Raw genomic sequence first — 18,048 nt, 5'->3', positions numbered from 1 at the left:
AAGGTCTTCACGCAAAGGTGTCAGAAGGTGGGCGGCGTGTTGACCCAGATCACCACGGTGCGGCCGTCGGCGGCATTGGCCCAGGCATGCGGGCGGCGGCTTTCGAAATAGATGCTGTCGCCGACGCCCAACTCGTGTAGCTCGTCGCCGTCGAGGGTGATGCGGAAGCGGCCCTCCAGCACGGTGATGAATTCCTCGCCCTCGTGGCCATAGCCGCCCTCCGACGCCGCGCCGGGGGCAAGGATGAAGCGATGGCAATCCATCTGCCGCCGCCCCTCGGCCAGAACTTCGACCCGCACGCCCTCGACCGGCATCGGCCAGACCCGCGCCGCGCCCGCGCGGACGACCGATTGGCCGATCTCGTCTTGCCCCGATATGCGCGAGACGGTGGAGCCGTAATATTGCGCCAGATCGGCCAGCGTCTTGAAGCTGACCCCCGCGCCGGTGCGTTCGAGTGTGGACAGCGCCGAGGCCGAAACCCCCATCGCCTGCGCCACCGTGTCGAGCGTCTCGCCCCGGTTCTGCCGCAGTGCCCGCAGCGCCGCGCCAAGGGGTTCGTTGGTGATCGCGGGGGGCGCAGGGGCGTCGTTCTCGGCTTCCAGCGTCGCGCGGATCGCGGCGGGGTTCAGCCCGGCTTCGCGGCGCAGATAGGCGATGCGCTGCAATCGCGCCACATCGGCGGCGGAATAAAGCCGCTGCCCCGAGGCCCGGCGTTGCGGTGCCACCAGCCCCTGCGTCTCCCACAGCCGCAGCGTCGAGGAGGCCACGCCCGCCGCCCGCGCAGCCTCGGCCACACGAAACAACGGTTCTTCCTCGGATGGGTCTGCGAACGACTCGGTCATCTTCCCTGCCTTACAAGACAAGGATGACCTTTGTTACCGACCTTGCCAAGAATTTTCTTGCAGAAAAAATGTAAAGTGAGAGGATGGCACATCTCGAATCGGAGCCCCTCATGACCGTCCAAACCTCGCCCGACCTTTCCGCCCGCCGCACCGCCGCCATCGCCAAAGGCGTTGGCGTGACGACGCAGATCTATGCCGAACGCGCCGAGAACGCGGAAATCTGGGACAAGAACGGCGCCCGCTACATCGACTTCGCCGCGGGCATCGCCGTGGTGAACACCGGCCACCGCCATCCGCGCGTGATCGAGGCGGTCAAGGCGCAGCTTGATGCCTTCACCCACACCTGCCATCAGGTCGTGCCCTACGAAAACTACGTCGAACTGGCCGAGCGTCTGAACGCCGCCGTTCCGGGCGATTTCGCCAAGAAAACCATCTTCGCCACCACCGGCGCCGAAGCCGTTGAAAACGCGATCAAGATCGCGCGTCACTACACCGGCCGCGCTGGCGTCGTCGCCTTTGCGGGCGGCTTCCACGGCCGTACCTTCATGGGCATGACGCTGACCGGCAAGGTCCAGCCCTACAAGGCCGGGTTCGGCCCGATGATGAACGACGTCTGGCACCTGCCCTTCCCCTGCCCGCTGCATGGCGTGTCGGGTGATGAAGCGGTTGCGGCGCTGGAACGCCTGTTCAAGGCTGACATCGAACCGACCCGCGTTGCCGCGATCATCGTCGAGCCCGTGCAGGGCGAGGGCGGCTTCTACCCGGTGCCGGAAGGCTTCATGCGCAAGCTGCGCGAAATCGCCGACAAGAACGGCATCGTGCTCATTGCCGACGAAGTGCAGACCGGCTTTGCCCGTACCGGCAAGCTCTTTGCGATGGAACATCACGGCGTTGCCGCCGACCTGACCACGATGGCCAAGGGCCTTGGCGGCGGTTTCCCGATCTCGGCAGTGACCGGCAAGGCGGAAATCATGGACAGCCCGAACCCGGGCGGTCTGGGTGGCACCTATGCGGGCAGCCCGATTGCCGTCGCCGCCGCGCATGCCGTGCTCGACGTGATCGAGGAGGAACAGCTCTGCGCCCGCGCCGAGCGTCTGGGCGCGCGGCTGAAGCAGCGTCTGGCCGCGCTGCAGGACAGCGTGCCGGAAATCATCGACATCCGCGGCCCGGGCTTCATGAACGCGGTCGAGTTCAACGTGGCGGGCACGCATACGCCGAACCCGGAAATGACCAACCGCGTCCGCGAAGAGGCGCTGAAGCGCGGCCTGATCCTGCTCACCTGCGGCGTCTATGGCAACGTCATCCGCTTCCTCGCGCCGCTGACCATTCAGGACGCGGTCTTCGACGAGGCGCTCGACATCCTCGACGCCTCGATCCTCGCCGCGAAGGGCTGAGGCGATGTGGGGCGAGCCTGCACGCGGGGTCGAGCGTCTGGACGACACCGATCAACGGCTGATCGCGGCACTGCGCCGCGACGGTCGGGCCGCGGTGTCGGACCTTGCCGTGCAACTCGGTCTGTCGCGCGCCACCGTGCGCGCGCGGATCGAGCGGCTGGTGGCGCGCGGCGAAATCTCGGGCTTCACCGTGATGACGCGCGCCGATGTCTCTGCCGCGCCGGTGCGGGGCCTGATGATGCTGTGCATCGACGGCCGCGCCACCGAAAAGGTGGTCGCCCGCCTGCTCGGCCTGCCGCCGGTGCAGGCCGTGCATACGACGAACGGGCAGTGGGACCTGATTGCCGAAATCGGGGCCCGCTCGCTTGAAGAACTCGACGAGACGATCCTCTCGATCCGTCGCGTCGAGGGGGTGGGGCGGACGGAAACCAACCTCCAGCTGTCCTCCCGCCGCCCGGCTGCGCGGTTCTGAGCGCAGGGCTTCTCGGTCGCCCTTGAAATTCCGGGACGGTGCTTGTATTGCGCACCGTCCCGGCTAAAATGGGTCAAGACCGCCCCGCAGGGTGATACCCAATCGGGTGAAGAACGCCGCCCATTCAGGGGCGAAGAAACAAGGTGCGCCGATGTCCTGGACCGATGAACGTGTCGAACTTCTGAAGAAGATGTGGACCGAGGGTCAATCGGCAAGTCAGATCGCCAAGGAATTGGGCGGGGTGACGCGCAATGCCGTGATCGGCAAGGTGCACCGTCTGGGCCTGTCGAACCGGGTCGAAGGGGCGCCTGCTGCGCCCGCCCCGGCCGCGGCGCCTGCCGCTGCTGCGAAACCCGCCGCGCCCGAGCCGGTCGCTGCGCCCGCCGCCGCGGCCCCGCGTGTCGAGCCCGAGCCCGAACCCGTGCGTCCGACGATTGCCGCCGTGCCGCCGCGCCCCGCGCCCGCCGCGCCGCAACCGGCGGCGCCGGTCGCCTCGGTGCCGGGCGTCGTGCGCAAACCGGCGCTGGTGCCCGCGGGCCAACCGCTGCCGCCGCAACCCTCGCTGAATGAAATCAGCCCCGAGACGCTCGCCTCGGTGCGCGAAGTCGAAAAGCGTTCGCGCAAGATCTCGCTGATGGAACTGACCGAGCGCACCTGCAAATGGCCGATCGGCGACCCGGCGACGGAGCATTTCTATTTCTGCGGCCTGCCGAGCCAGGCGGGCAAACCCTATTGCGAGGCGCATGTCTCGGTGGCGTTCCAACCGATGAGCGCCCGCCGGGATCGTCGGCGGTAAGGCGACGCGGCCCGGCAAGACGCAACGGTGCCGGGATCGTCGGCGGTAAGGCGACGGATCGCACAAAGAACAGGGCGCCTGCGGGCGCCCTTTCCGTTTCTCTCCTTCCCGCCTTGCGCGCTTGCCGGTATAAGCCCTGCCCATGAGCCAGAACCCGCCCAACCTCCGCCCCGACCTCGCCCCCAAGGCGCTGATGACCGATGCCCCCCGTCCGGGCCAGCCGACGATCGGTATGGTCTCGCTCGGCTGCCCCAAGGCGCTCGTCGACAGCGAACGCATCCTGACCCGGCTGCGGGCCGAGGGCTATGCGATCTCGCCCAGCTATCAGGGCGCCGATGCGGTGATTGTGAACACCTGCGGGTTTCTGGACAGTGCCAAGGCCGAAAGCCTGGAAGCCATCGGCGAGGCGCTGAGCGAGAATGGCAAGGTGATCGTCACCGGCTGTCTGGGCGCTGAACCGGAGTTCATCACCGGCGTGCATCCGAAGGTGCTGGCCGTGACCGGCCCCGAGCAATACGAGCAGGTTCTGGATGCCGTGCACGGTGCGGTGCCGCCGAAGCCCGATCCCTTTGTCGATCTGCTGCCCGCCACCGGCATCAAGCTCACGCCGCGCCACTTCAGCTATCTGAAGATTTCCGAGGGCTGCAATCACGCCTGCAAGTTCTGCATCATCCCCGACATGCGCGGCAAGCTGGTCAGCCGCCCCGCCCATGCGGTGCTGCGCGAGGCGGAAAAGCTGCTCGAGGCCGGGGTGCGGGAGTTGCTGGTGATTTCGCAGGACACCTCCGCCTATGGGCTTGACCGCAAGCACGAGGCGACGGTGTGGAAGGAGCGCGAGGTGCGCGCGCATATCACCGACCTGACGCGGGAACTTGGCAAGCTCGCCCAGCCCTCGGGCGCCTGGGTCCGGCTGCATTACGTCTACCCCTACCCGCATGTGCGTGACCTGATCCCGCTGATGGCGGACGGCCTCGTGCTGCCCTATCTCGACATTCCGTTCCAGCATGCCCACCCCGAGACGCTGAAACGCATGGCCCGGCCCGCGGCCTCGGCGAAGACGCTCGACGAGATCGCCGCCTGGCGTGCGGATTGCCCCGAGATCGTGCTGCGCTCGACCTTCATCGTCGGCTATCCCGGCGAGACCGAGGCGGAGTTCCAGTATCTGCTCGACTGGATGCAGGAAGCGCAGCTCGACCGAGTCGGCTGCTTCCAGTATGAGAACGTCAAGGGCGCCCGGTCGAACGATTTGCCGGATCATATCGCCCCAGAGTTGAAACAGGAGCGCTGGGAACGCTTCATGGAAACCGCGCAGGCGATTTCCGAGGCGAAGCTTGCGGCCAAGGTCGGCACGATTCAGCAAGTGCTGGTCGATAGCGTCGATGACGAAGGCGCGACCTGCCGCACCCGCGCCGATGCCCCTGAAATCGATGGCAATTTGTTCATCGACGAGGATTTCGAGTCGCTCGCGCCGGGCGACATGGTCACGGTCGAAGTCGAGGAGGCCTCCGATTACGATCTTTGGGGGCGCGTGCAATAGGCTTTTTGCCGCGCCATCCCGCGCGCAATTTTCTTGCAATGCGGGAGTGATGGCCCCATATCATTTCCCTGCGCACCGCGCCTTTTCGACGACCTGCTCCCTCTGCGGCTACAGTTCTCGATCGTGACGTGACTGAGCCGGGCCGCCGCAATCCTGCGGGCGGCATATAGAAGGAGACTACGGATGGCCAAAGGCACCGTGAAATGGTTCAACCAAACCAAAGGCTTCGGCTTTATCGCCCCGGAAACCGGCGGTAAGGACGTGTTCGTGCACATCTCGGCGGTCGAGCGCGCCGGTCTGCGCGGCCTGAACGACGGCCAAGCGATCAACTACGATCTGGAAAAAGGCCGCGATGGCCGCGAATCGGCGATCAACCTCGCCATCGCCTGAGCCTGTGCGCACGGGATTTCGGAAAGCGGCTCCTTCGGGGGCCGCTTTTCATTTGCGATGCGGAAAGGGCGGCCCCGAAGGAGCCGCCCCTTGACGTCAGAGCCCACCGCCACGGCGGGCCGACAGTCTTACTTGTCGTGACCGACCGCGGGTTGCGGGAAATAGTAGTCGTTGCGGTTTTCGTGCTTCAGGATGAAGCGCACGCCATGCAGGTTGCCGTCGCGTTTCGCGTCCGCGATCTGGGTCAATTCGGCGGCGGTGAAGTCCGACGCGTCAACCCCGAGTTGCGCCGCGATCTGCGCCTTGCCGACCGAGGTTTCCGCGCTCGCACGGCTGTTGCCATGGGCGAGAAGCCAGGCGACGGTGCTTTGGTCGTTATCGCGGCGGGCATCGGCGATCTGCGCCAGCTCTCCGGCGCTGGAAGCCCCGGCCTCGACACCAAGTTGGTTCGCCAGTTGCAGATGGCCCGGGGTCACGCCCGTGGCATTCGCGGCACCGGCCGCAAGGACAAGGGCCAGACCGGCGAAGACGAGTTCATTACGCATGGAAGTTCTCCATTTCCTTTGGTTATCAATGTGATGAGCGGTGACGGCGTGTCATTCCGTCGTCATGAGGGAAATATGGCGATGTGCGATCATATTGAAAATGGCGAATAAGGTGATGACAATGTGCATTTGCGCACCAATCGCGCGGCATTGTGAGGGACGGTGAAGAGGTCCGTGAGCGTTGTCCGATGGCGGGGGAGGGCATGGCCGAGGCCATCGCCGAGGCCCTGCGCGCGAGATGCCCCGTGACCGCCGGGGGCCCAAAGGCCCTCAGTGAGCCGCTCGTCGCGCCCGCGCTCAGATCATTTAGTGCGTCGCCCGACATGGACCGGGCGCGCGATACGCATCGGGCGGATCATCTCCCCGCGCCGCTTCACTTACCCATCAATCTGAGCAATTGCCATTCGGAGACAAACCGGGGCCCTTTCCCCACAAGGCAAAGTTCCATCGCCTTGCGAAGTTTCGTGCCACGGTTCACCTCGATCCAATCGCGCGAAGCCGTGCCGCCGACGATCAGATAATCTGTCTTGCCACTGACGGACTTCGCAATAACCGCTCCCAGATCCGCAAGTTCGTCCTCGAAATGGCTTCGCGGGACGGTCTGGAACGTGCCCGTCAAGACGACCTGAGCCCCGTCAAGGTCTTCGGGAAATCGAGAAAGCTGGTATTCGTCGTAATTCGCCACGCCAAAAACATCCGACAAGCCCGTGTCGCCATAGGAGTCACCGACCACTCTCCCGATAGCGTCGCAGACGGTCAGGGACTCATCCGGTGTGACGATCTCGTCCTGCACCGCGTCGAGGCAGGTGTTCTGAATTTCCTTGACCCCGATTGCACTCAGAAGTTGCGGAGCATGGGCGATCATCTGAAGGATGCCTTGCGCCTCTGACGTCGTAATCACATTGTCGCAGACGATCCCGCGACAATAACCCAGAAAGCGGTTGAGGCTGCTCTTGGGGCATTCAGGATCGATTTGTCGCGCACGCACGTCCACCATCAGGGTGATCGTGTCATGCTCCAGCAATTCCGCCTCGAAGTCTTCAAGAATTTCGTGCGCATCATCATCTGCAATTCTCGAAACAAACTCGCGGCACTCAGCGAGCAGGGGAGCTACCTCGCCGCGCTCGATCATGCCGCTTGCAGCGACCCCCTCAAGAAAGCCCGTGAAGTGGCAAAAGAACTTCCGATCGTTTGCGATCCGGTGAATGCGACCAAGTGCGTAGCCGTTATGGTCCATATCCAATCAACCCCGACAAAATCCCTCCGAAGAGGATCGCATAGCGGGGCGAATTTTCAAGTCTCTCGCTCGCGCCGCTGGCCCTCGCAAGCGGGCTCGGGCGTTCGATGCTCAAATCGCTCCACGGAAATGAAATGACCCCGCCGGGGCGGGGTCGCTTGCGCTTCGGGCGTTCGCGGCTGAAAACGCTCCACCGGAGCGTTCCCCCGGGGGCAAGGCCCCCGGCGCCGCTCACTCATCCATCTTCAGTGCCGCGATGAACGCGCTCTGGGGAATTTCAACCTTCCCGAACTGGCGCATCTTCTTCTTCCCGGCTTTCTGCTTCTCCAGCAGCTTCTTCTTCCGCGTCGCGTCGCCGCCGTAGCATTTCGCCGTCACGTCCTTGCGCATCGCGCTCAGCGTTTCGCGCGCAATCACCCGGCCGCCGATCGCCGCCTGAATCGGGATCTTGAACATGTGCCGCGGGATCAGCTCCTTCAGCTTCTCCACCATCGCCCGGCCGCGGCCTTCGGCGCGGTCGCGGTGCACCATGATCGAGAGCGCATCCACCGGCTCGTCGTTCACGAGGATCGACATCTTCACCAGGAAATCCTCGCGGTATTCGGCGAGCTGATAGTCGAAGCTGGCGTAGCCCTTCGTCACCGATTTCAGCCGGTCGTAGAAGTCGAAGACGACTTCCGACAGCGGCAGGTCATAGACCACCATCGCGCGCGAGCCCGCGTAGGTCAGGTCCATCTGGATGCCGCGGCGATCCTGGCACAGCTTCAGCACGTCGCCCAGATATTCGTCGGGAACCATGATCGTCGCCTTGATCCGCGGCTCCTCGATATGGTCGACATAGGTCAGGTCGGGCAGGTCGGCGGGGTTGTGCAGGTCGCGCACTTCGCCGTCCTTCATGTAAAGCTTGAACACGACCGAAGGCGCGGTGGTGATCAGATCGAGGTCATATTCGCGTTCCAGACGGTCGCGCACGACTTCAAGGTGCAGAAGGCCGAGGAAACCGCAGCGGAAGCCAAAGCCAAGCGCGGCCGAGGTTTCCATCTCGTAGGTGAAGCTCGCGTCGTTCAGCGCCAGTTTCTCGATTGCGTCGCGCAGCGGCTCGAAGTCGTTCGCATCGACCGGGAACAGACCGCAGAACACCACCGGTTGCGCCGGTTTGAAGCCCGGCAAGGCGGCGTCGCAGGGCTTGCGTTCATGGGTGATGGTGTCACCCACGCGGGTGTCGCGGACCTGCTTGATCGAGGCGGTCAGAACGCCGATCTCGCCCGGCCCGAGTTCCGCAATATCGACCATCTGCGGCTTCAGCACGGCGAGCTTGTCGATGCGGTAGCTCGCACCCGTCTGCATCATCTTGATCTGGTCGCCCTTGCGGACAAAGCCATCCATGACGCGGATCATGACCACAACGCCAAGGTAGGGGTCATACCAGCTGTCGACGAGCATGGCTTTCAGGGGCGCATCCACATCGCCCTCCGGCGCGGGCAGGCGGTGCACGATGGCTTCGAGCACATCGGGAATGCCAAGGCCGGTCTTCGCCGAAATCGGAATCGCGTCGGAAGCATCGAGGCCGATCACATCCTCGATGTTCTTCTTCACCGCATCCGGGTCGGCGGCGGGCAGGTCGATCTTGTTCAGCACCGGCACGATGTCGTGTCCCGCGTCGATCGCCTGATAGACGTTCGCCAGCGTCTGCGCCTCGACGCCCTGCGAGGCGTCGACGACGAGCAGCGAGCCCTCGACGGCGCGCATCGAGCGGCTCACCTCATAGGCGAAGTCGACGTGGCCGGGGGTGTCGATCAGGTTCAGGATGTAGGTCCGCCCATCCTGTGCCGGATATTCGATCCGCACGGTGTTCGCCTTGATGGTGATGCCGCGCTCGCGCTCGATATCCATGCTGTCGAGCATCTGCTCTTTCATGTCGCGCGCGGCCACCGTGCCCGTCATCTGGATCAGACGGTCGGCCAGGGTGGATTTGCCGTGGTCGATATGCGCCACGATGGAGAAGTTGCGGATGTGATCGAGCTTTTTCATGGGCGCGCAAATAACAGCAAATCAAGGGTGCGGGAAGGGGGATTGCGGGGCGCGGCGGGGGCAGTGCGCCGCGCCCCGGGATACGGCGAATTGCACCAAAGTCGAGAGAGCGATTCCGTTGACGCAACCTTGAGGCGAATGGTAGCGTTATCTTGCCGGAGATCCGGCGCCTTGCAGACGATCTAACGGATAATCTCATCCAGGGAGGGAGAGAGAGGATGTCGAGACCCGATTGCACTGCCGCGCCCCAGCATGACGATACCGGAGGCTGAGGCGGATCATGAACACGCAAGCCACCCTGAAATCTCCGCTCACGATCAAATCGGTCAGCGCCCGCAGCGCCGGTCTGGTCACCTTCATCCGGCTCAAGGGCGTGCTGCCCGATGCGGGCTGGAGCATTGTCGGCGAGGCGGCGCTGACCACCTCGGGCGTGCTTCTGTCGTTGCGCACGCGCCAGCGGCCGGGGATCTTCACCAATGTCGAGCAGCCGATCACGGTCGAATATTCGCTCGGCCAGTTGCGGCCGGGCGAGCGTCCCTATCGCGTGACCTGCGACGGGATCCTTTTGGCCGAGGGGGTGCTGGCTTTCTGAGCCGGGGCAGGGGGGCAGGATCGGCGATGCGCCGTGCAATCCCGGTTGACGGCGCCTGCGGTTCGCGCCAGATCATGAAGACGAATTGCGGAGGCCCCCGATGATCCTGTCCGTCCCCAACATGACCTGCGGCCATTGCAAGGCCAGCGTCGAAGCAGCCATCACCGAAGTGGGCGGAAAGGCCCTCGTCAGCCTCGAAGACCGTGAGGTCGAGGTGAATGGCCTGCCCGAAGAAACCGTTCTGGCTGCGCTCAAGGCTGCGGGCTTCGAAGCCGAAGTCATCGCCTGACCAAGATTTCGGCAGAAATCAGGCCATTGCCGCCAAATCTGGCGGCGATGGCCTTTGATCGGCGGAAAGCTGCCGAAACTATTGTGCCTGCTTGCCGAATCCCCTAAAGGAAACGTCAAATTGATGGGATTTGGGCACGAACCCGACCCGCAACCGAAGAGCAGAGCATGATGAAACTTACCCTGACCGCCGCCGCGTTCTCTGCGGCATTTGTTCTTGTGGGATCGGCTGCCTTTGCGGGTCCGATCGGCAACGCCTGCATGCGCGCCGGCCGTACCGCCGATCCGTCGCTCTGTGGCTGCATCCAGCAGGTGGCTGACCAGACCCTGTCGCGCTCGGATCAGCGCCGCGCGGCGAAATTCTTCGAAGATCCCGATCAGGCGCAGGAAACCCGCGTGTCCGACCGTGCTTCGGACGAAGACTTCTGGGCCCGTTACAAGGGTTTTGCCCAAGCGGCCGAGACTTACTGCGCGCGCTGAAGCCGCTTCAGCAAGGCCCGTGATCCAGCCTCGATGATGTCGAGGCAGCCCTCGAAATCCCGCGTGTAATAGGGGTCCGGCACGTCCGAGACCCCGCGTTCGCTTTGCAGGAACATCTCCAGCCGCGCCGTCGCATCCGCGGGCCGCACCGTCTGCGCATCGCGGTAGTTCTGCCGGTCCATCGCCAGAATCAGATCGAAGCTGCGGAAATCCTCGGGGCTCAGCTGTCGCGCCCGCAGGCTGCTCAGATCATGGCCGCGGGCCTTGGCCGCCGCCTGCATCGGGCCATAGGGCGGCTCGCCTGCATGCCAGCCACCGGTTCCGGCGCTGTCGAGCGTTACGGGCACGCCCTCGTTCGCGGCGAGCGTGCGGAAGACCCCCTCAGCTGCGGGGGAGCGACAGATGTTGCCAAGGCAGAGAAACAGGATACGCATGAGGGGTGTTTACCAAGGGGAAACGCCGATGGCCAGAATCGTGATTCTCACAGGTGCGGGAATTTCTGCCGAAAGCGGGATCCGCACCTTCCGCGCCAGCGATGGTCTGTGGGAGGAGCACCGGATCGAGGATGTGGCAACGCCCGAGGGTTTTGCCCGCAATCCGGCCTTGGTGCACAGGTTCTACAACGAGCGCCGGGCGGCGGCCGCGGCGGCCGAACCCAATGCAGCGCATCGGGCGCTGGCGCGACTTGAAGCCGCGGGGGCGCATCAGGTGCTGATCGTCACGCAAAACGTCGATGATCTGCACGAGCGCGCCGGGTCGCAAAATCTGATCCACATGCACGGGACGCTGAACAGGGCGCTGTGCGCCGCCTGCGGCCATCGTTGGCCCGCGCCCAGCGAGATGTGCAAGACCCAGTCCTGCCCGGCCTGTGGCAAGCCCGCGACGCGGCCCGATATCGTCTGGTTCGGCGAGATGCCCTATCGGATGGAGGAGATCTGGACGGCGCTCCGGGCGGCGGATCTTTTCGTTTCGATCGGCACTTCGGGCAATGTCTATCCGGCGGCGGGCTTCGTAGCCGATGCGATGCATGCAGGCGTGCCGACGCTGGAACTCAATCTCGAGCCGTCGCAGGGCACCCGGATGTTCGACGCGGCCCGGCATGGTCCTGCGACACAGGTGGTTCCGGCCTGGGTGGACGAGATGCTCGCCGCATGAATCGCTTGACGCGGGGCGGCATTGCCCTTATTCCCCGCGAACGGATTTCCGGGCACCGCGTGCAGCGGGTCCCGCAGTATTGGAAGTGGGCCGCGTCGCCCGAGGAAACGAAGGATCAACGCCATGTCGCGCGTCTGCGAACTGACCGGCAAAGGCCCGATGTCGGGCAACAACATCAGCCACGCGAACAACAAGACGCGTCGCCGCTTTCTGCCGAACCTGAACGAAGTCACCCTGATCTCGGACGTGCTGGGGCAATCGTTCCAGCTGCGCGTGTCGGCCGCTGGCCTGCGCACCGTCGATCACCGCGGTGGTCTGGATGCTTTCCTTGCGAAAGCCTCGGATGACGAACTTTCGGCGAATGCGCTGAAAATCAAGAAAGCCATCGCCAAGGCGCAAGCCGCGGCTTGATCGGCTGATCCACCGGATCAGAAAACCCCGCCTTTGGCGGGGTTTTTTCATTTCAGCGCTGCAACTCCGCCAGCATCTCGGCCGCGGCGGCCGCCGGGGCGGCCTGGCCCTCGGCCACGGCCGTGCCCAAGGCCTGCATTCGCGCCCGAATCGCCGGGTCCTGCGTCAGCCGCGCCAGAAGCCCCTCGCGCACTTCGGTTTCGAACCAGTGCCGCGCCTGCTCGGCCCGGCGGCGGTCGAAATGGCCCTTGTCGCGCCGCCAGGCGGCGAGGCTCTGCATGTCTTCCCAAGCCAGCTTCAGCCCTTCCTCGGCCAGCGCCGAGACCGGCACGGCTTTCGGGAAGCCCTCCGGGTCTTGCGGGCGGCGGCGCAACAGCCGCAGCGCGCCCGCGTAATCCGAGACCGTGCGCAAAGCCGCCGGTTTCAGATCGCCATCGGCCTTGTTGACCAGAATCATGTCGGCCATTTCCATGATGCCGCGCTTGACGCCCTGCAACTCATCACCGCCCGCGGGCGCCATCAGCAGGATGAAAAGATCGGTCATCTCGGCCACCAGCGTTTCCGATTGGCCGACGCCGACGGTCTCGATCAGCACGACATCGAAGCCCGCCGCCTCGCACAGCGCCACCGCCTCGCGGGTGCGCCTTGCCACGCCGCCGAGCTGCGCTTGCGACGGCGAGGGGCGGATGAAGGCCGCAGGCTCGCGCGAGAGCCGCTCCATCCGGGTCTTGTCGCCGAGAATCGAGCCGCCCGAGCGCGCCGAGGACGGATCGACCGCCAGCACCGCGACCCGCAGCCCAAGCCCGACCAGCATCATCCCGAAGCTTTCGATGAAGGTCGACTTGCCCACCCCGGGCGTGCCGGAAAGGCCGATCCGCAGCGCCTTTTTCTCGGTGCCCAGCCGGTCGAGCAGCGCCGTCGCCTGCGCCCGGTGATCGGCGCGGCCCGATTCCACCAGCGTGATCGCCCGCGCCAGCGCGCGGCGTTCTCCGGCAAGGATACGGGGGGCCAGATCGGCGGCAGTGTCGAAAGAAACGGTCATGGCGGGCCTGTGCGAAACGGTGCCGATCGAACGAAAACGTCAACCAGCGTGAAACGGTTTCGGTTTCATGCCCTCAACGGGCGGTGTATGTCCAGTCCGAAGGCATCCGCAGAGACAGGCCCATGACAGCAGTACCGACCCGCACCCTTTCCGCTTTCGCCACCGGCCTTGCGCTGCTGGCGGCCCAGCCCGCACTGGCCGATCAGAGCGATCGCATCGTCTTCGACGTCGTCCTCAAGGGGATCAAGGCGGGCGAGCTGGCGATCGACGGCAAGATCGCAGGCGGTTCCTATGCCGCCAATGGCGTGGTGAAGACCACGGGGCTGGCGGGCATGATCAAGAAGATCCGTTACGATGCCATCGCCTCGGGCAGCTTCGCGAAGGGCCGCTTCACCCCCCGCGCGGTCGAGGTCGCCTCGCAGCGCGGCGATGACAGCTCGAAGAACACGATGATCTACAAGAACGGCACCCCCGCCTCGGTCAGCCACGAGCCGCCGCGCGCGCCGCGTGCGACCGATGTCGATCCGGCCAAGCAGGGTGGCACGATCGACCCCCTGACCGCGCTTTACGCGGTCTTGCGCGATGTCGACCGGGACGAGGCCTGCACGCTCAAGGTGACGATGTTCGACGGCGTCCGGCGCTCGCAAGTGGCGCTGTCGGCGCCGCAGCCGACTGAAAAGGGCGTGACCTGCACCGGCGAATACCGCCGCATTGCCGGGTTCAAGGAAAAGGAAATGGCGGAAAAGACCCGCTTTCCCTTTACCCTCACCTATGCGCCCACGGGCGACGGCACCCGGTTGCGCGTGGTCGACATCACAACCGACACGATCATCGGCCAAGGCCACCTGATCCGGCAGTGACCGCGACACTTCCCATCGACGCTATTCTTCCCGACCTGTGCGACGCCCTTGGCCGCGCAGGTCGCGCCGTTCTGATGGCGCCGCCCGGCGCGGGGAAAACCACCCGCGTGCCGCTGGCGCTGCTCGATCTGGTGCCGGGCCGCATCCTGATGCTGGAGCCGCGCCGTCTGGCCGCCCGCGCGGCGGCCGAGCGGATGGCGGAGACGCTGGGCGAGGCCGTGGGGCAGCGCGTCGGTTACCGCATCCGCGGCGAGGCGAAGCTCTCGAAAGCGACCCGGATCGAGGTGGTGACCGAGGGCATCCTGACCCGGATGATCCAGTCCGACCCGGAACTGACCGGCATCGGCTGCGTGATCTTCGACGAATTCCACGAACGCTCGCTGAATGCCGATCTGGGCCTCGCGCTGGTCTGGGAGGCGCGCTCCGCCCTGCGCCCCGATCTGAGGCTTGTGGTGATGTCGGCCACGCTCGATGCCGAGCCGGTGGCGGCGCTGCTCGATGATGCGCCGATCCTGCGTTCGGAGGGCCGCGCCTTTCCGGTTGAAACCCGCTGGCTCGGCCGCTCGCTGGCGCCCGGCATGCGGCTTGAGCCCGCCGTGGCCGGGCTGGTCGAGGAGGCGGTGGCCGAGACCACGGGCGGTGTCCTTGTCTTCCTGCCCGGCGAGGCCGAGATCCGCCGCGCCGAATCGCTTCTGCGCGACCGTCTGCCCGCGGGCGTCCATCTGCGCCCGCTCTTCGGCGCGATGGACTTCGCCGCCCAACGCGCCGCGATTGCGCCTTGCGAAAGCGGCCGCAAGGTCGTGCTTGCGACCGCGATCGCGGAAACCTCGCTCACCATTCAGGACATCCGCGTGGTGGTCGATGCCGGCCGCGCGCGGCGGCTGCGCTTCGATCCCGCCTCGGGGATGGCGCGTCTGGTGACCGAACGTGTGTCGCGGGCCGAGGCCGAGCAACGCCGCGGCCGGGCCGGGCGGGTGGCCGAGGGGATCTGCTACCGGCTCTGGACCAAGGGCGAGGAAGGCGCGCTGCCCGCCTTCGCCCCGCCGGAAATGGCTGTGGCCGATCTGTCGGGCCTTGCGCTCGAACTCGCCCAATGGGGCAGTGACGGCGCGGACCTTGCCTTTCTTACCCCGCCGCCCGGGCCCGCGCTGGCCGAGGCTCGGGCGCTGCTGGAGGGGTTGGGGGCGCTCGAGGGCGGCCGGATCACCCCGCACGGTAAAGCGCTGGCCGCCCTGCCGCTGCATCCGCGCCTCGCCCATATGCTGGTGACCGCGGGGCCAGAGGCCGCGACCTTGGCGGCGCTTCTGGAAGAACGTGACCCGATCCGCGGTGCCTCGGCCGATCTGACCCTGCGCCTTGCGGCCATCGCCAACCCGGGCCGCTACGAGACCGACCACCCCGGCCAACTCCACCGCGGCACGATCGAGCGCATTCGTCTCGAAGCCAAACGCCTTGCCCGCATGGTCGAGCCGGTCGCGGCGGCCCATTCCTCGGCCGAGATGCTGGCGCTGGCCTACCCCGACCGCATCGGTCTGCGCCGCAAGGGCGATGCCGCCCGCTATGTGCTGTCTGGCGGCAAGGGCGCGGTGGTCGACGAGGCCGATGGTCTGGGCAAGCACCGGCTGCTGGTGGCCTCGGACCTTGACGGCGACCCGCGCGAGGCCCGCGTCCGGCAGGGCCTGGCGCTCGCCGATGCCGAGCTGCGCCGTCTTTATGGCGACCGCATCACTTGGGTCGATCTCTGCGAATGGTCGAAACGCGAGGGCCGGGTGGTCGCCCGCCGTCAGGAGCGTTTCGGCGCGTTGGTGTTGGAAGACCGCCATTGGCCCGAGGCCCCGCCCGAGGCGATGGCGCGCGGCGCGCTTGAGGGTCTGCGCCAGATCGGCCTGACGCTGACGCCCGGCGCCGCCCGGTTTCGCGCCCGCGTCAATATCCTGCGCGCCGATGGCGTCGATCTGCCCGACCTCTCGGATGCCGCGCTTCTGGCGGGGGAGTTGCTGCTACCGTGGTTGAAAAAAGTCCGGACCGAGGCCGATCTGCGCAATCTTGACCTGACCGAGGCGTTCCGCGCGCAGCTCGATTGGGGGCAGATGGCCGAGCTGGACCGGCTTGTTCCCGGCCATTTCGAAACGCCCTTAGGGCGCCGCGTGCCGATCGATTACGGCGCCGAGGTGCCGACGATCGAAGTGAAACTGCCCGAGATGTATGGCGTGACTGTTCACCCGAGCGTCGGGCCGAAGCGCCATCCCTTGCGGATCGAGCTTCTCTCGCCCGGAGGCAAGCCTATTCAGGTGACGATGGACCTGCCCGGCTTTTGGGACGGTTCCTATGCCGAGGTGCGCAAGGACATGCGCGGCCGCTATCCGCGCCATCCTTGGCCGGAAAACCCGCGCGAGGCCGACCCGACGACGCGGGCAAAACCGCGCGGCACCTAAAGGCTGGCGATCACTTCGGCGCTGGTCGAGAGCGTGGCGAAATCCGCGCCGAGCAGACCAAAGGTCACTTTCGCGATCTCGTCCGCCGAAAGCCCCATCATCGGCAGATCGAAGCCCAAGGCCGCATCGCGCGGCAAGATCACCGCAAAGCCCAGATCCGCCGCCGCCCGCACGGCCGAGGTGACGCAAAAGCCCAGCACCGCGCCCACGATGATCAGCCGGGTGATCCCTTGGCCCCGCAGATGCGCCGCCAGATCGGTCGAGGCAAAGACCGAAGAGGTGGATTTGACAAACACCGCCTCACCGGGCCGCGCCGCGGCACAGGGCATCGGCTGCGCGCCCGGCGCATCCGGGTGAAAGGGCGAAGCCGGATCTGCATCGTGATGACGCACATGCACCACCGCCACGCCTTTTTCCCGACAGGCCGCAGCCAATGCCGCGATCGCCGCCCCGGCTTCGGGGTTCACCGCCGCGCGGCCCGCATCGAGCCGCGCCTGCATCTCCCTTTGCATGTCGATGATCAGAAGCGCGGTCTTGCCCATCGCAATTCCTTTTATCTTGCGACAAATATCCCGGGGGTCCGGGGGCAGCGCCCCCGGCCTTGCCTTCACTTGCCCAAGGCCCAGCGCATGATCGCCTTTTGCGCATGCAGCCGGTTCTCGGCCTCGTCGAAGATAACAGAATGCGGGCCGTCCATCACCGCCGAAGTTGCCTCGTCGTTGCGATGCGCGGGCAGGCAATGCATGAACAAGGCATCGGGTTTCGCCTTGGCCATCAGCGCCTCGTTCACCTGATAGGCGCGCAGCTGGTTGTGCCGCCGTTCCTTGGCCGATTCCGGATCGTGCATGCTGACCCAGGTGTCGGTGACGACCAGATCGGCGCCTTCGACCGCCTTGGCCGGGTCGCGCTCGATCACCACATTCGCGCCTTTCGCCCGCGCAAATTCGATCCATTCGCGTTCCGGGTCGAGCGTCTGCGGCCCGGTGAAGGTCAGATCGAACCCGAACTGCCCCGCCGCCTGCAGGAAGGACGCGCAGACGTTGTTGCCGTCGCCCGACCAGACCACCTTGCGTCCGGCGATCGGGCCGCGGTGTTCTTCATAGGTCATGATGTCCGCCATGATCTGGCAGGGATGGGTGCGGTTCGTCAGCCCGTTGATCACGGGAACCGAGGCATATTCCGCCATTTCGAGCAGGGTCGCTTCCTCGAAGGTGCGGATCATGATCAGGTCCACATAGCGCGAGAGCACCCGGGCGGTGTCGGCGATGGTCTCGCCGTGGCCGAGCTGCATCTCCTTGCCCGACAGCACCATCGTCTGCCCGCCCATCTGCCGCACGCCGACATCGAAGCTGACGCGGGTCCGGGTCGAGGGTTTTTCGAAGATCAGCGCCACCATGCAGCCCGCCAGCGGCTGCTCGTCATCGGGCGCGCCTTTCGGGCGGTCCATGCGCGCGGTCTTCATCGCGCGGGCGCTGTCGATCATCGCGCGCAATTCGGCGGGGCTGGTGGATTGGATGTCGAGAAAATGGGTCATTCCGGTT

At 65.7% G+C, this 18,048-nt stretch carries 20 protein-coding genes; 12 read left to right on the top strand and 8 right to left on the bottom strand.

The annotated features are described in order from the left end of the window. Positions 1-20: 20 nt before the first annotated feature. On the bottom strand, positions 21-842 hold the full coding sequence (locus C8J30_RS12005) for a MerR family transcriptional regulator (RefSeq protein WP_110806093.1): 822 nt from the start codon (positions 840-842) through the stop codon (positions 21-23). Between the two features lie 110 nt (positions 843-952). Between C8J30_RS12005 and C8J30_RS12000 the strand changes: the two genes are divergently transcribed. The 5 genes from C8J30_RS12000 to C8J30_RS11980 all read left to right on the top strand — a co-directional run bounded on the left by C8J30_RS12000 (position 953) and on the right by C8J30_RS11980 (position 5,431). Further along, positions 953-2,236 (top strand): 4-aminobutyrate--2-oxoglutarate transaminase, encoded by a 1,284-nt coding sequence (locus C8J30_RS12000; protein ID WP_110806205.1) that lies wholly within the window; start codon positions 953-955, stop codon positions 2,234-2,236. Positions 2,237-2,273: 37 nt separating this feature from the next. After that, complete coding sequence (locus C8J30_RS11995; protein WP_110806204.1) at positions 2,274-2,708, top strand: Lrp/AsnC family transcriptional regulator; 435 nt, start codon at positions 2,274-2,276, stop codon at positions 2,706-2,708. 151 nt (positions 2,709-2,859) lie between these two features. Further along, positions 2,860-3,504 (top strand): GcrA family cell cycle regulator, encoded by a 645-nt coding sequence (locus tag C8J30_RS11990; protein ID WP_110806092.1) that lies wholly within the window; start codon positions 2,860-2,862, stop codon positions 3,502-3,504. 142 nt (positions 3,505-3,646) lie between these two features. After that, positions 3,647-5,041: a 30S ribosomal protein S12 methylthiotransferase RimO gene (gene rimO, locus C8J30_RS11985; RefSeq protein ID WP_110806091.1), complete on the top strand. Its 1,395-nt coding sequence runs from the start codon at positions 3,647-3,649 to the stop codon at positions 5,039-5,041. 183 nt (positions 5,042-5,224) lie between these two features. Next, the gene (locus C8J30_RS11980) at positions 5,225-5,431 is read left to right on the top strand and encodes a cold-shock protein (protein ID WP_110806090.1); all 207 of its coding nucleotides are present in this window, start codon (positions 5,225-5,227) and stop codon (positions 5,429-5,431) included. 128 nt (positions 5,432-5,559) lie between these two features. Here the strand turns inward: C8J30_RS11980 and C8J30_RS11975 are convergent, their stop codons facing one another. From C8J30_RS11975 to lepA, 3 genes are all read right to left on the bottom strand, one after another. Further along, the gene (locus C8J30_RS11975) at positions 5,560-5,976 is read right to left on the bottom strand and encodes a hypothetical protein (RefSeq protein ID WP_110806089.1); all 417 of its coding nucleotides are present in this window, start codon (positions 5,974-5,976) and stop codon (positions 5,560-5,562) included. Between the two features lie 373 nt (positions 5,977-6,349). After that, on the bottom strand, positions 6,350-7,213 hold the full coding sequence (locus tag C8J30_RS11970) for a BRCT domain-containing protein (protein WP_110806088.1): 864 nt from the start codon (positions 7,211-7,213) through the stop codon (positions 6,350-6,352). A gap of 231 nt (positions 7,214-7,444) precedes the next feature. After that, positions 7,445-9,244: a translation elongation factor 4 gene (gene lepA / locus C8J30_RS11965; protein WP_110806087.1), complete on the bottom strand. Its 1,800-nt coding sequence runs from the start codon at positions 9,242-9,244 to the stop codon at positions 7,445-7,447. A gap of 280 nt (positions 9,245-9,524) precedes the next feature. Here lepA and C8J30_RS11960 point away from each other — a divergent pair, with 280 nt between their 5' ends. The 3 genes from C8J30_RS11960 to C8J30_RS11950 all read left to right on the top strand — a co-directional run bounded on the left by C8J30_RS11960 (position 9,525) and on the right by C8J30_RS11950 (position 10,604). After that, complete coding sequence (locus C8J30_RS11960) at positions 9,525-9,836, top strand: hypothetical protein (RefSeq protein WP_110806086.1); 312 nt, start codon at positions 9,525-9,527, stop codon at positions 9,834-9,836. 100 nt (positions 9,837-9,936) lie between these two features. Then, positions 9,937-10,125 (top strand): copper chaperone CopZ, encoded by a 189-nt coding sequence (gene copZ, locus C8J30_RS11955; RefSeq protein ID WP_013068822.1) that lies wholly within the window; start codon positions 9,937-9,939, stop codon positions 10,123-10,125. A gap of 167 nt (positions 10,126-10,292) precedes the next feature. Continuing rightward, complete coding sequence (locus tag C8J30_RS11950) at positions 10,293-10,604, top strand: hypothetical protein (RefSeq protein ID WP_110806085.1); 312 nt, start codon at positions 10,293-10,295, stop codon at positions 10,602-10,604. Here the strand turns inward: C8J30_RS11950 and C8J30_RS11945 are convergent. Next, positions 10,589-11,038 (bottom strand): low molecular weight protein-tyrosine-phosphatase, encoded by a 450-nt coding sequence (locus tag C8J30_RS11945; RefSeq protein WP_110806084.1) that lies wholly within the window; start codon positions 11,036-11,038, stop codon positions 10,589-10,591. The two genes, C8J30_RS11950 and C8J30_RS11945, sit on opposite strands and share 16 nt — an antisense overlap. A gap of 28 nt (positions 11,039-11,066) precedes the next feature. Here C8J30_RS11945 and C8J30_RS11940 point away from each other — a divergent pair, with 28 nt between their 5' ends. After that, complete coding sequence (locus tag C8J30_RS11940; protein ID WP_110806083.1) at positions 11,067-11,759, top strand: NAD-dependent deacylase; 693 nt, start codon at positions 11,067-11,069, stop codon at positions 11,757-11,759. Positions 11,760-11,882: 123 nt separating this feature from the next. Further along, complete coding sequence (rpmB, locus tag C8J30_RS11935; protein WP_013068826.1) at positions 11,883-12,170, top strand: 50S ribosomal protein L28; 288 nt, start codon at positions 11,883-11,885, stop codon at positions 12,168-12,170. A gap of 52 nt (positions 12,171-12,222) precedes the next feature. Here the strand turns inward: rpmB and meaB are convergent, their stop codons facing one another. Continuing rightward, the gene (meaB, locus tag C8J30_RS11930; RefSeq protein WP_110806082.1) at positions 12,223-13,212 is read right to left on the bottom strand and encodes a methylmalonyl Co-A mutase-associated GTPase MeaB; all 990 of its coding nucleotides are present in this window, start codon (positions 13,210-13,212) and stop codon (positions 12,223-12,225) included. Between the two features lie 122 nt (positions 13,213-13,334). Between meaB and C8J30_RS11925 the strand changes: the two genes are divergently transcribed. Together C8J30_RS11925 and hrpB are read left to right on the top strand one after the other, a co-directional pair. After that, complete coding sequence (locus C8J30_RS11925; protein ID WP_110806081.1) at positions 13,335-14,072, top strand: DUF3108 domain-containing protein; 738 nt, start codon at positions 13,335-13,337, stop codon at positions 14,070-14,072. Beyond that, a complete protein-coding gene (gene hrpB, locus C8J30_RS11920; RefSeq protein ID WP_110806080.1) occupies positions 14,069-16,507 on the top strand; it encodes an ATP-dependent helicase HrpB in 2,439 nt (812 codons plus the stop codon). Before C8J30_RS11925 ends, hrpB begins: the two co-directional genes overlap by 4 nt. On the opposite strand, the gene C8J30_RS11915 is transcribed toward hrpB, so the two are convergent. Next, on the bottom strand, positions 16,504-17,049 hold the full coding sequence (locus tag C8J30_RS11915; RefSeq protein WP_110806079.1) for an isochorismatase family protein: 546 nt from the start codon (positions 17,047-17,049) through the stop codon (positions 16,504-16,506). The two genes, hrpB and C8J30_RS11915, sit on opposite strands and share 4 nt — an antisense overlap. 65 nt (positions 17,050-17,114) lie before the next feature. Continuing rightward, complete coding sequence (argF, locus tag C8J30_RS11910) at positions 17,115-18,041, bottom strand: ornithine carbamoyltransferase (protein ID WP_110806078.1); 927 nt, start codon at positions 18,039-18,041, stop codon at positions 17,115-17,117. Positions 18,042-18,048: the final 7 nt, after the last annotated feature.

The organism is Rhodobacter viridis (assembly GCF_003217355.1).
Lineage (GTDB): Bacteria > Pseudomonadota > Alphaproteobacteria > Rhodobacterales > Rhodobacteraceae > Rhodobacter > Rhodobacter viridis.
Note: the sequence above shows the minus strand (reverse complement) of the source record. Positions and strands in the feature narration are given on the sequence as shown.

What these genes read in the sequence shown, in the direction of transcription:
- C8J30_RS11960 (WP_110806086.1), top strand. Translation starts at nt 9,525, where the DNA reads ATGAACACGCAAGCCACCCTGAAATCTCCGCTCACGATCAAATCGGTC.
- C8J30_RS11990 (WP_110806092.1), top strand. Translation starts at nt 2,860, where the DNA reads ATGTCCTGGACCGATGAACGTGTCGAACTTCTGAAGAAGATGTGGACC.
- C8J30_RS11970 (WP_110806088.1), bottom strand. Translation starts at nt 7,213, where the DNA reads ATGGACCATAACGGCTACGCACTTGGTCGCATTCACCGGATCGCAAAC.
- C8J30_RS11945 (WP_110806084.1), bottom strand. Translation starts at nt 11,038, where the DNA reads ATGCGTATCCTGTTTCTCTGCCTTGGCAACATCTGTCGCTCCCCCGCA.
- lepA (WP_110806087.1), bottom strand. Translation starts at nt 9,244, where the DNA reads ATGAAAAAGCTCGATCACATCCGCAACTTCTCCATCGTGGCGCATATC.
- meaB (WP_110806082.1), bottom strand. Translation starts at nt 13,212, where the DNA reads ATGACCGTTTCTTTCGACACTGCCGCCGATCTGGCCCCCCGTATCCTT.
- C8J30_RS11950 (WP_110806085.1), top strand. Translation starts at nt 10,293, where the DNA reads ATGATGAAACTTACCCTGACCGCCGCCGCGTTCTCTGCGGCATTTGTT.
- C8J30_RS11980 (WP_110806090.1), top strand. Translation starts at nt 5,225, where the DNA reads ATGGCCAAAGGCACCGTGAAATGGTTCAACCAAACCAAAGGCTTCGGC.
- C8J30_RS12000 (WP_110806205.1), top strand. Translation starts at nt 953, where the DNA reads ATGACCGTCCAAACCTCGCCCGACCTTTCCGCCCGCCGCACCGCCGCC.
- C8J30_RS11915 (WP_110806079.1), bottom strand. Translation starts at nt 17,049, where the DNA reads ATGGGCAAGACCGCGCTTCTGATCATCGACATGCAAAGGGAGATGCAG.
- rpmB (WP_013068826.1), top strand. Translation starts at nt 11,883, where the DNA reads ATGTCGCGCGTCTGCGAACTGACCGGCAAAGGCCCGATGTCGGGCAAC.
- rimO (WP_110806091.1), top strand. Translation starts at nt 3,647, where the DNA reads ATGAGCCAGAACCCGCCCAACCTCCGCCCCGACCTCGCCCCCAAGGCG.
- C8J30_RS11940 (WP_110806083.1), top strand. Translation starts at nt 11,067, where the DNA reads ATGGCCAGAATCGTGATTCTCACAGGTGCGGGAATTTCTGCCGAAAGC.
- argF (WP_110806078.1), bottom strand. Translation starts at nt 18,041, where the DNA reads ATGACCCATTTTCTCGACATCCAATCCACCAGCCCCGCCGAATTGCGC.
- C8J30_RS11925 (WP_110806081.1), top strand. Translation starts at nt 13,335, where the DNA reads ATGACAGCAGTACCGACCCGCACCCTTTCCGCTTTCGCCACCGGCCTT.
- copZ (WP_013068822.1), top strand. Translation starts at nt 9,937, where the DNA reads ATGATCCTGTCCGTCCCCAACATGACCTGCGGCCATTGCAAGGCCAGC.
- C8J30_RS12005 (WP_110806093.1), bottom strand. Translation starts at nt 842, where the DNA reads ATGACCGAGTCGTTCGCAGACCCATCCGAGGAAGAACCGTTGTTTCGT.
- C8J30_RS11975 (WP_110806089.1), bottom strand. Translation starts at nt 5,976, where the DNA reads ATGCGTAATGAACTCGTCTTCGCCGGTCTGGCCCTTGTCCTTGCGGCC.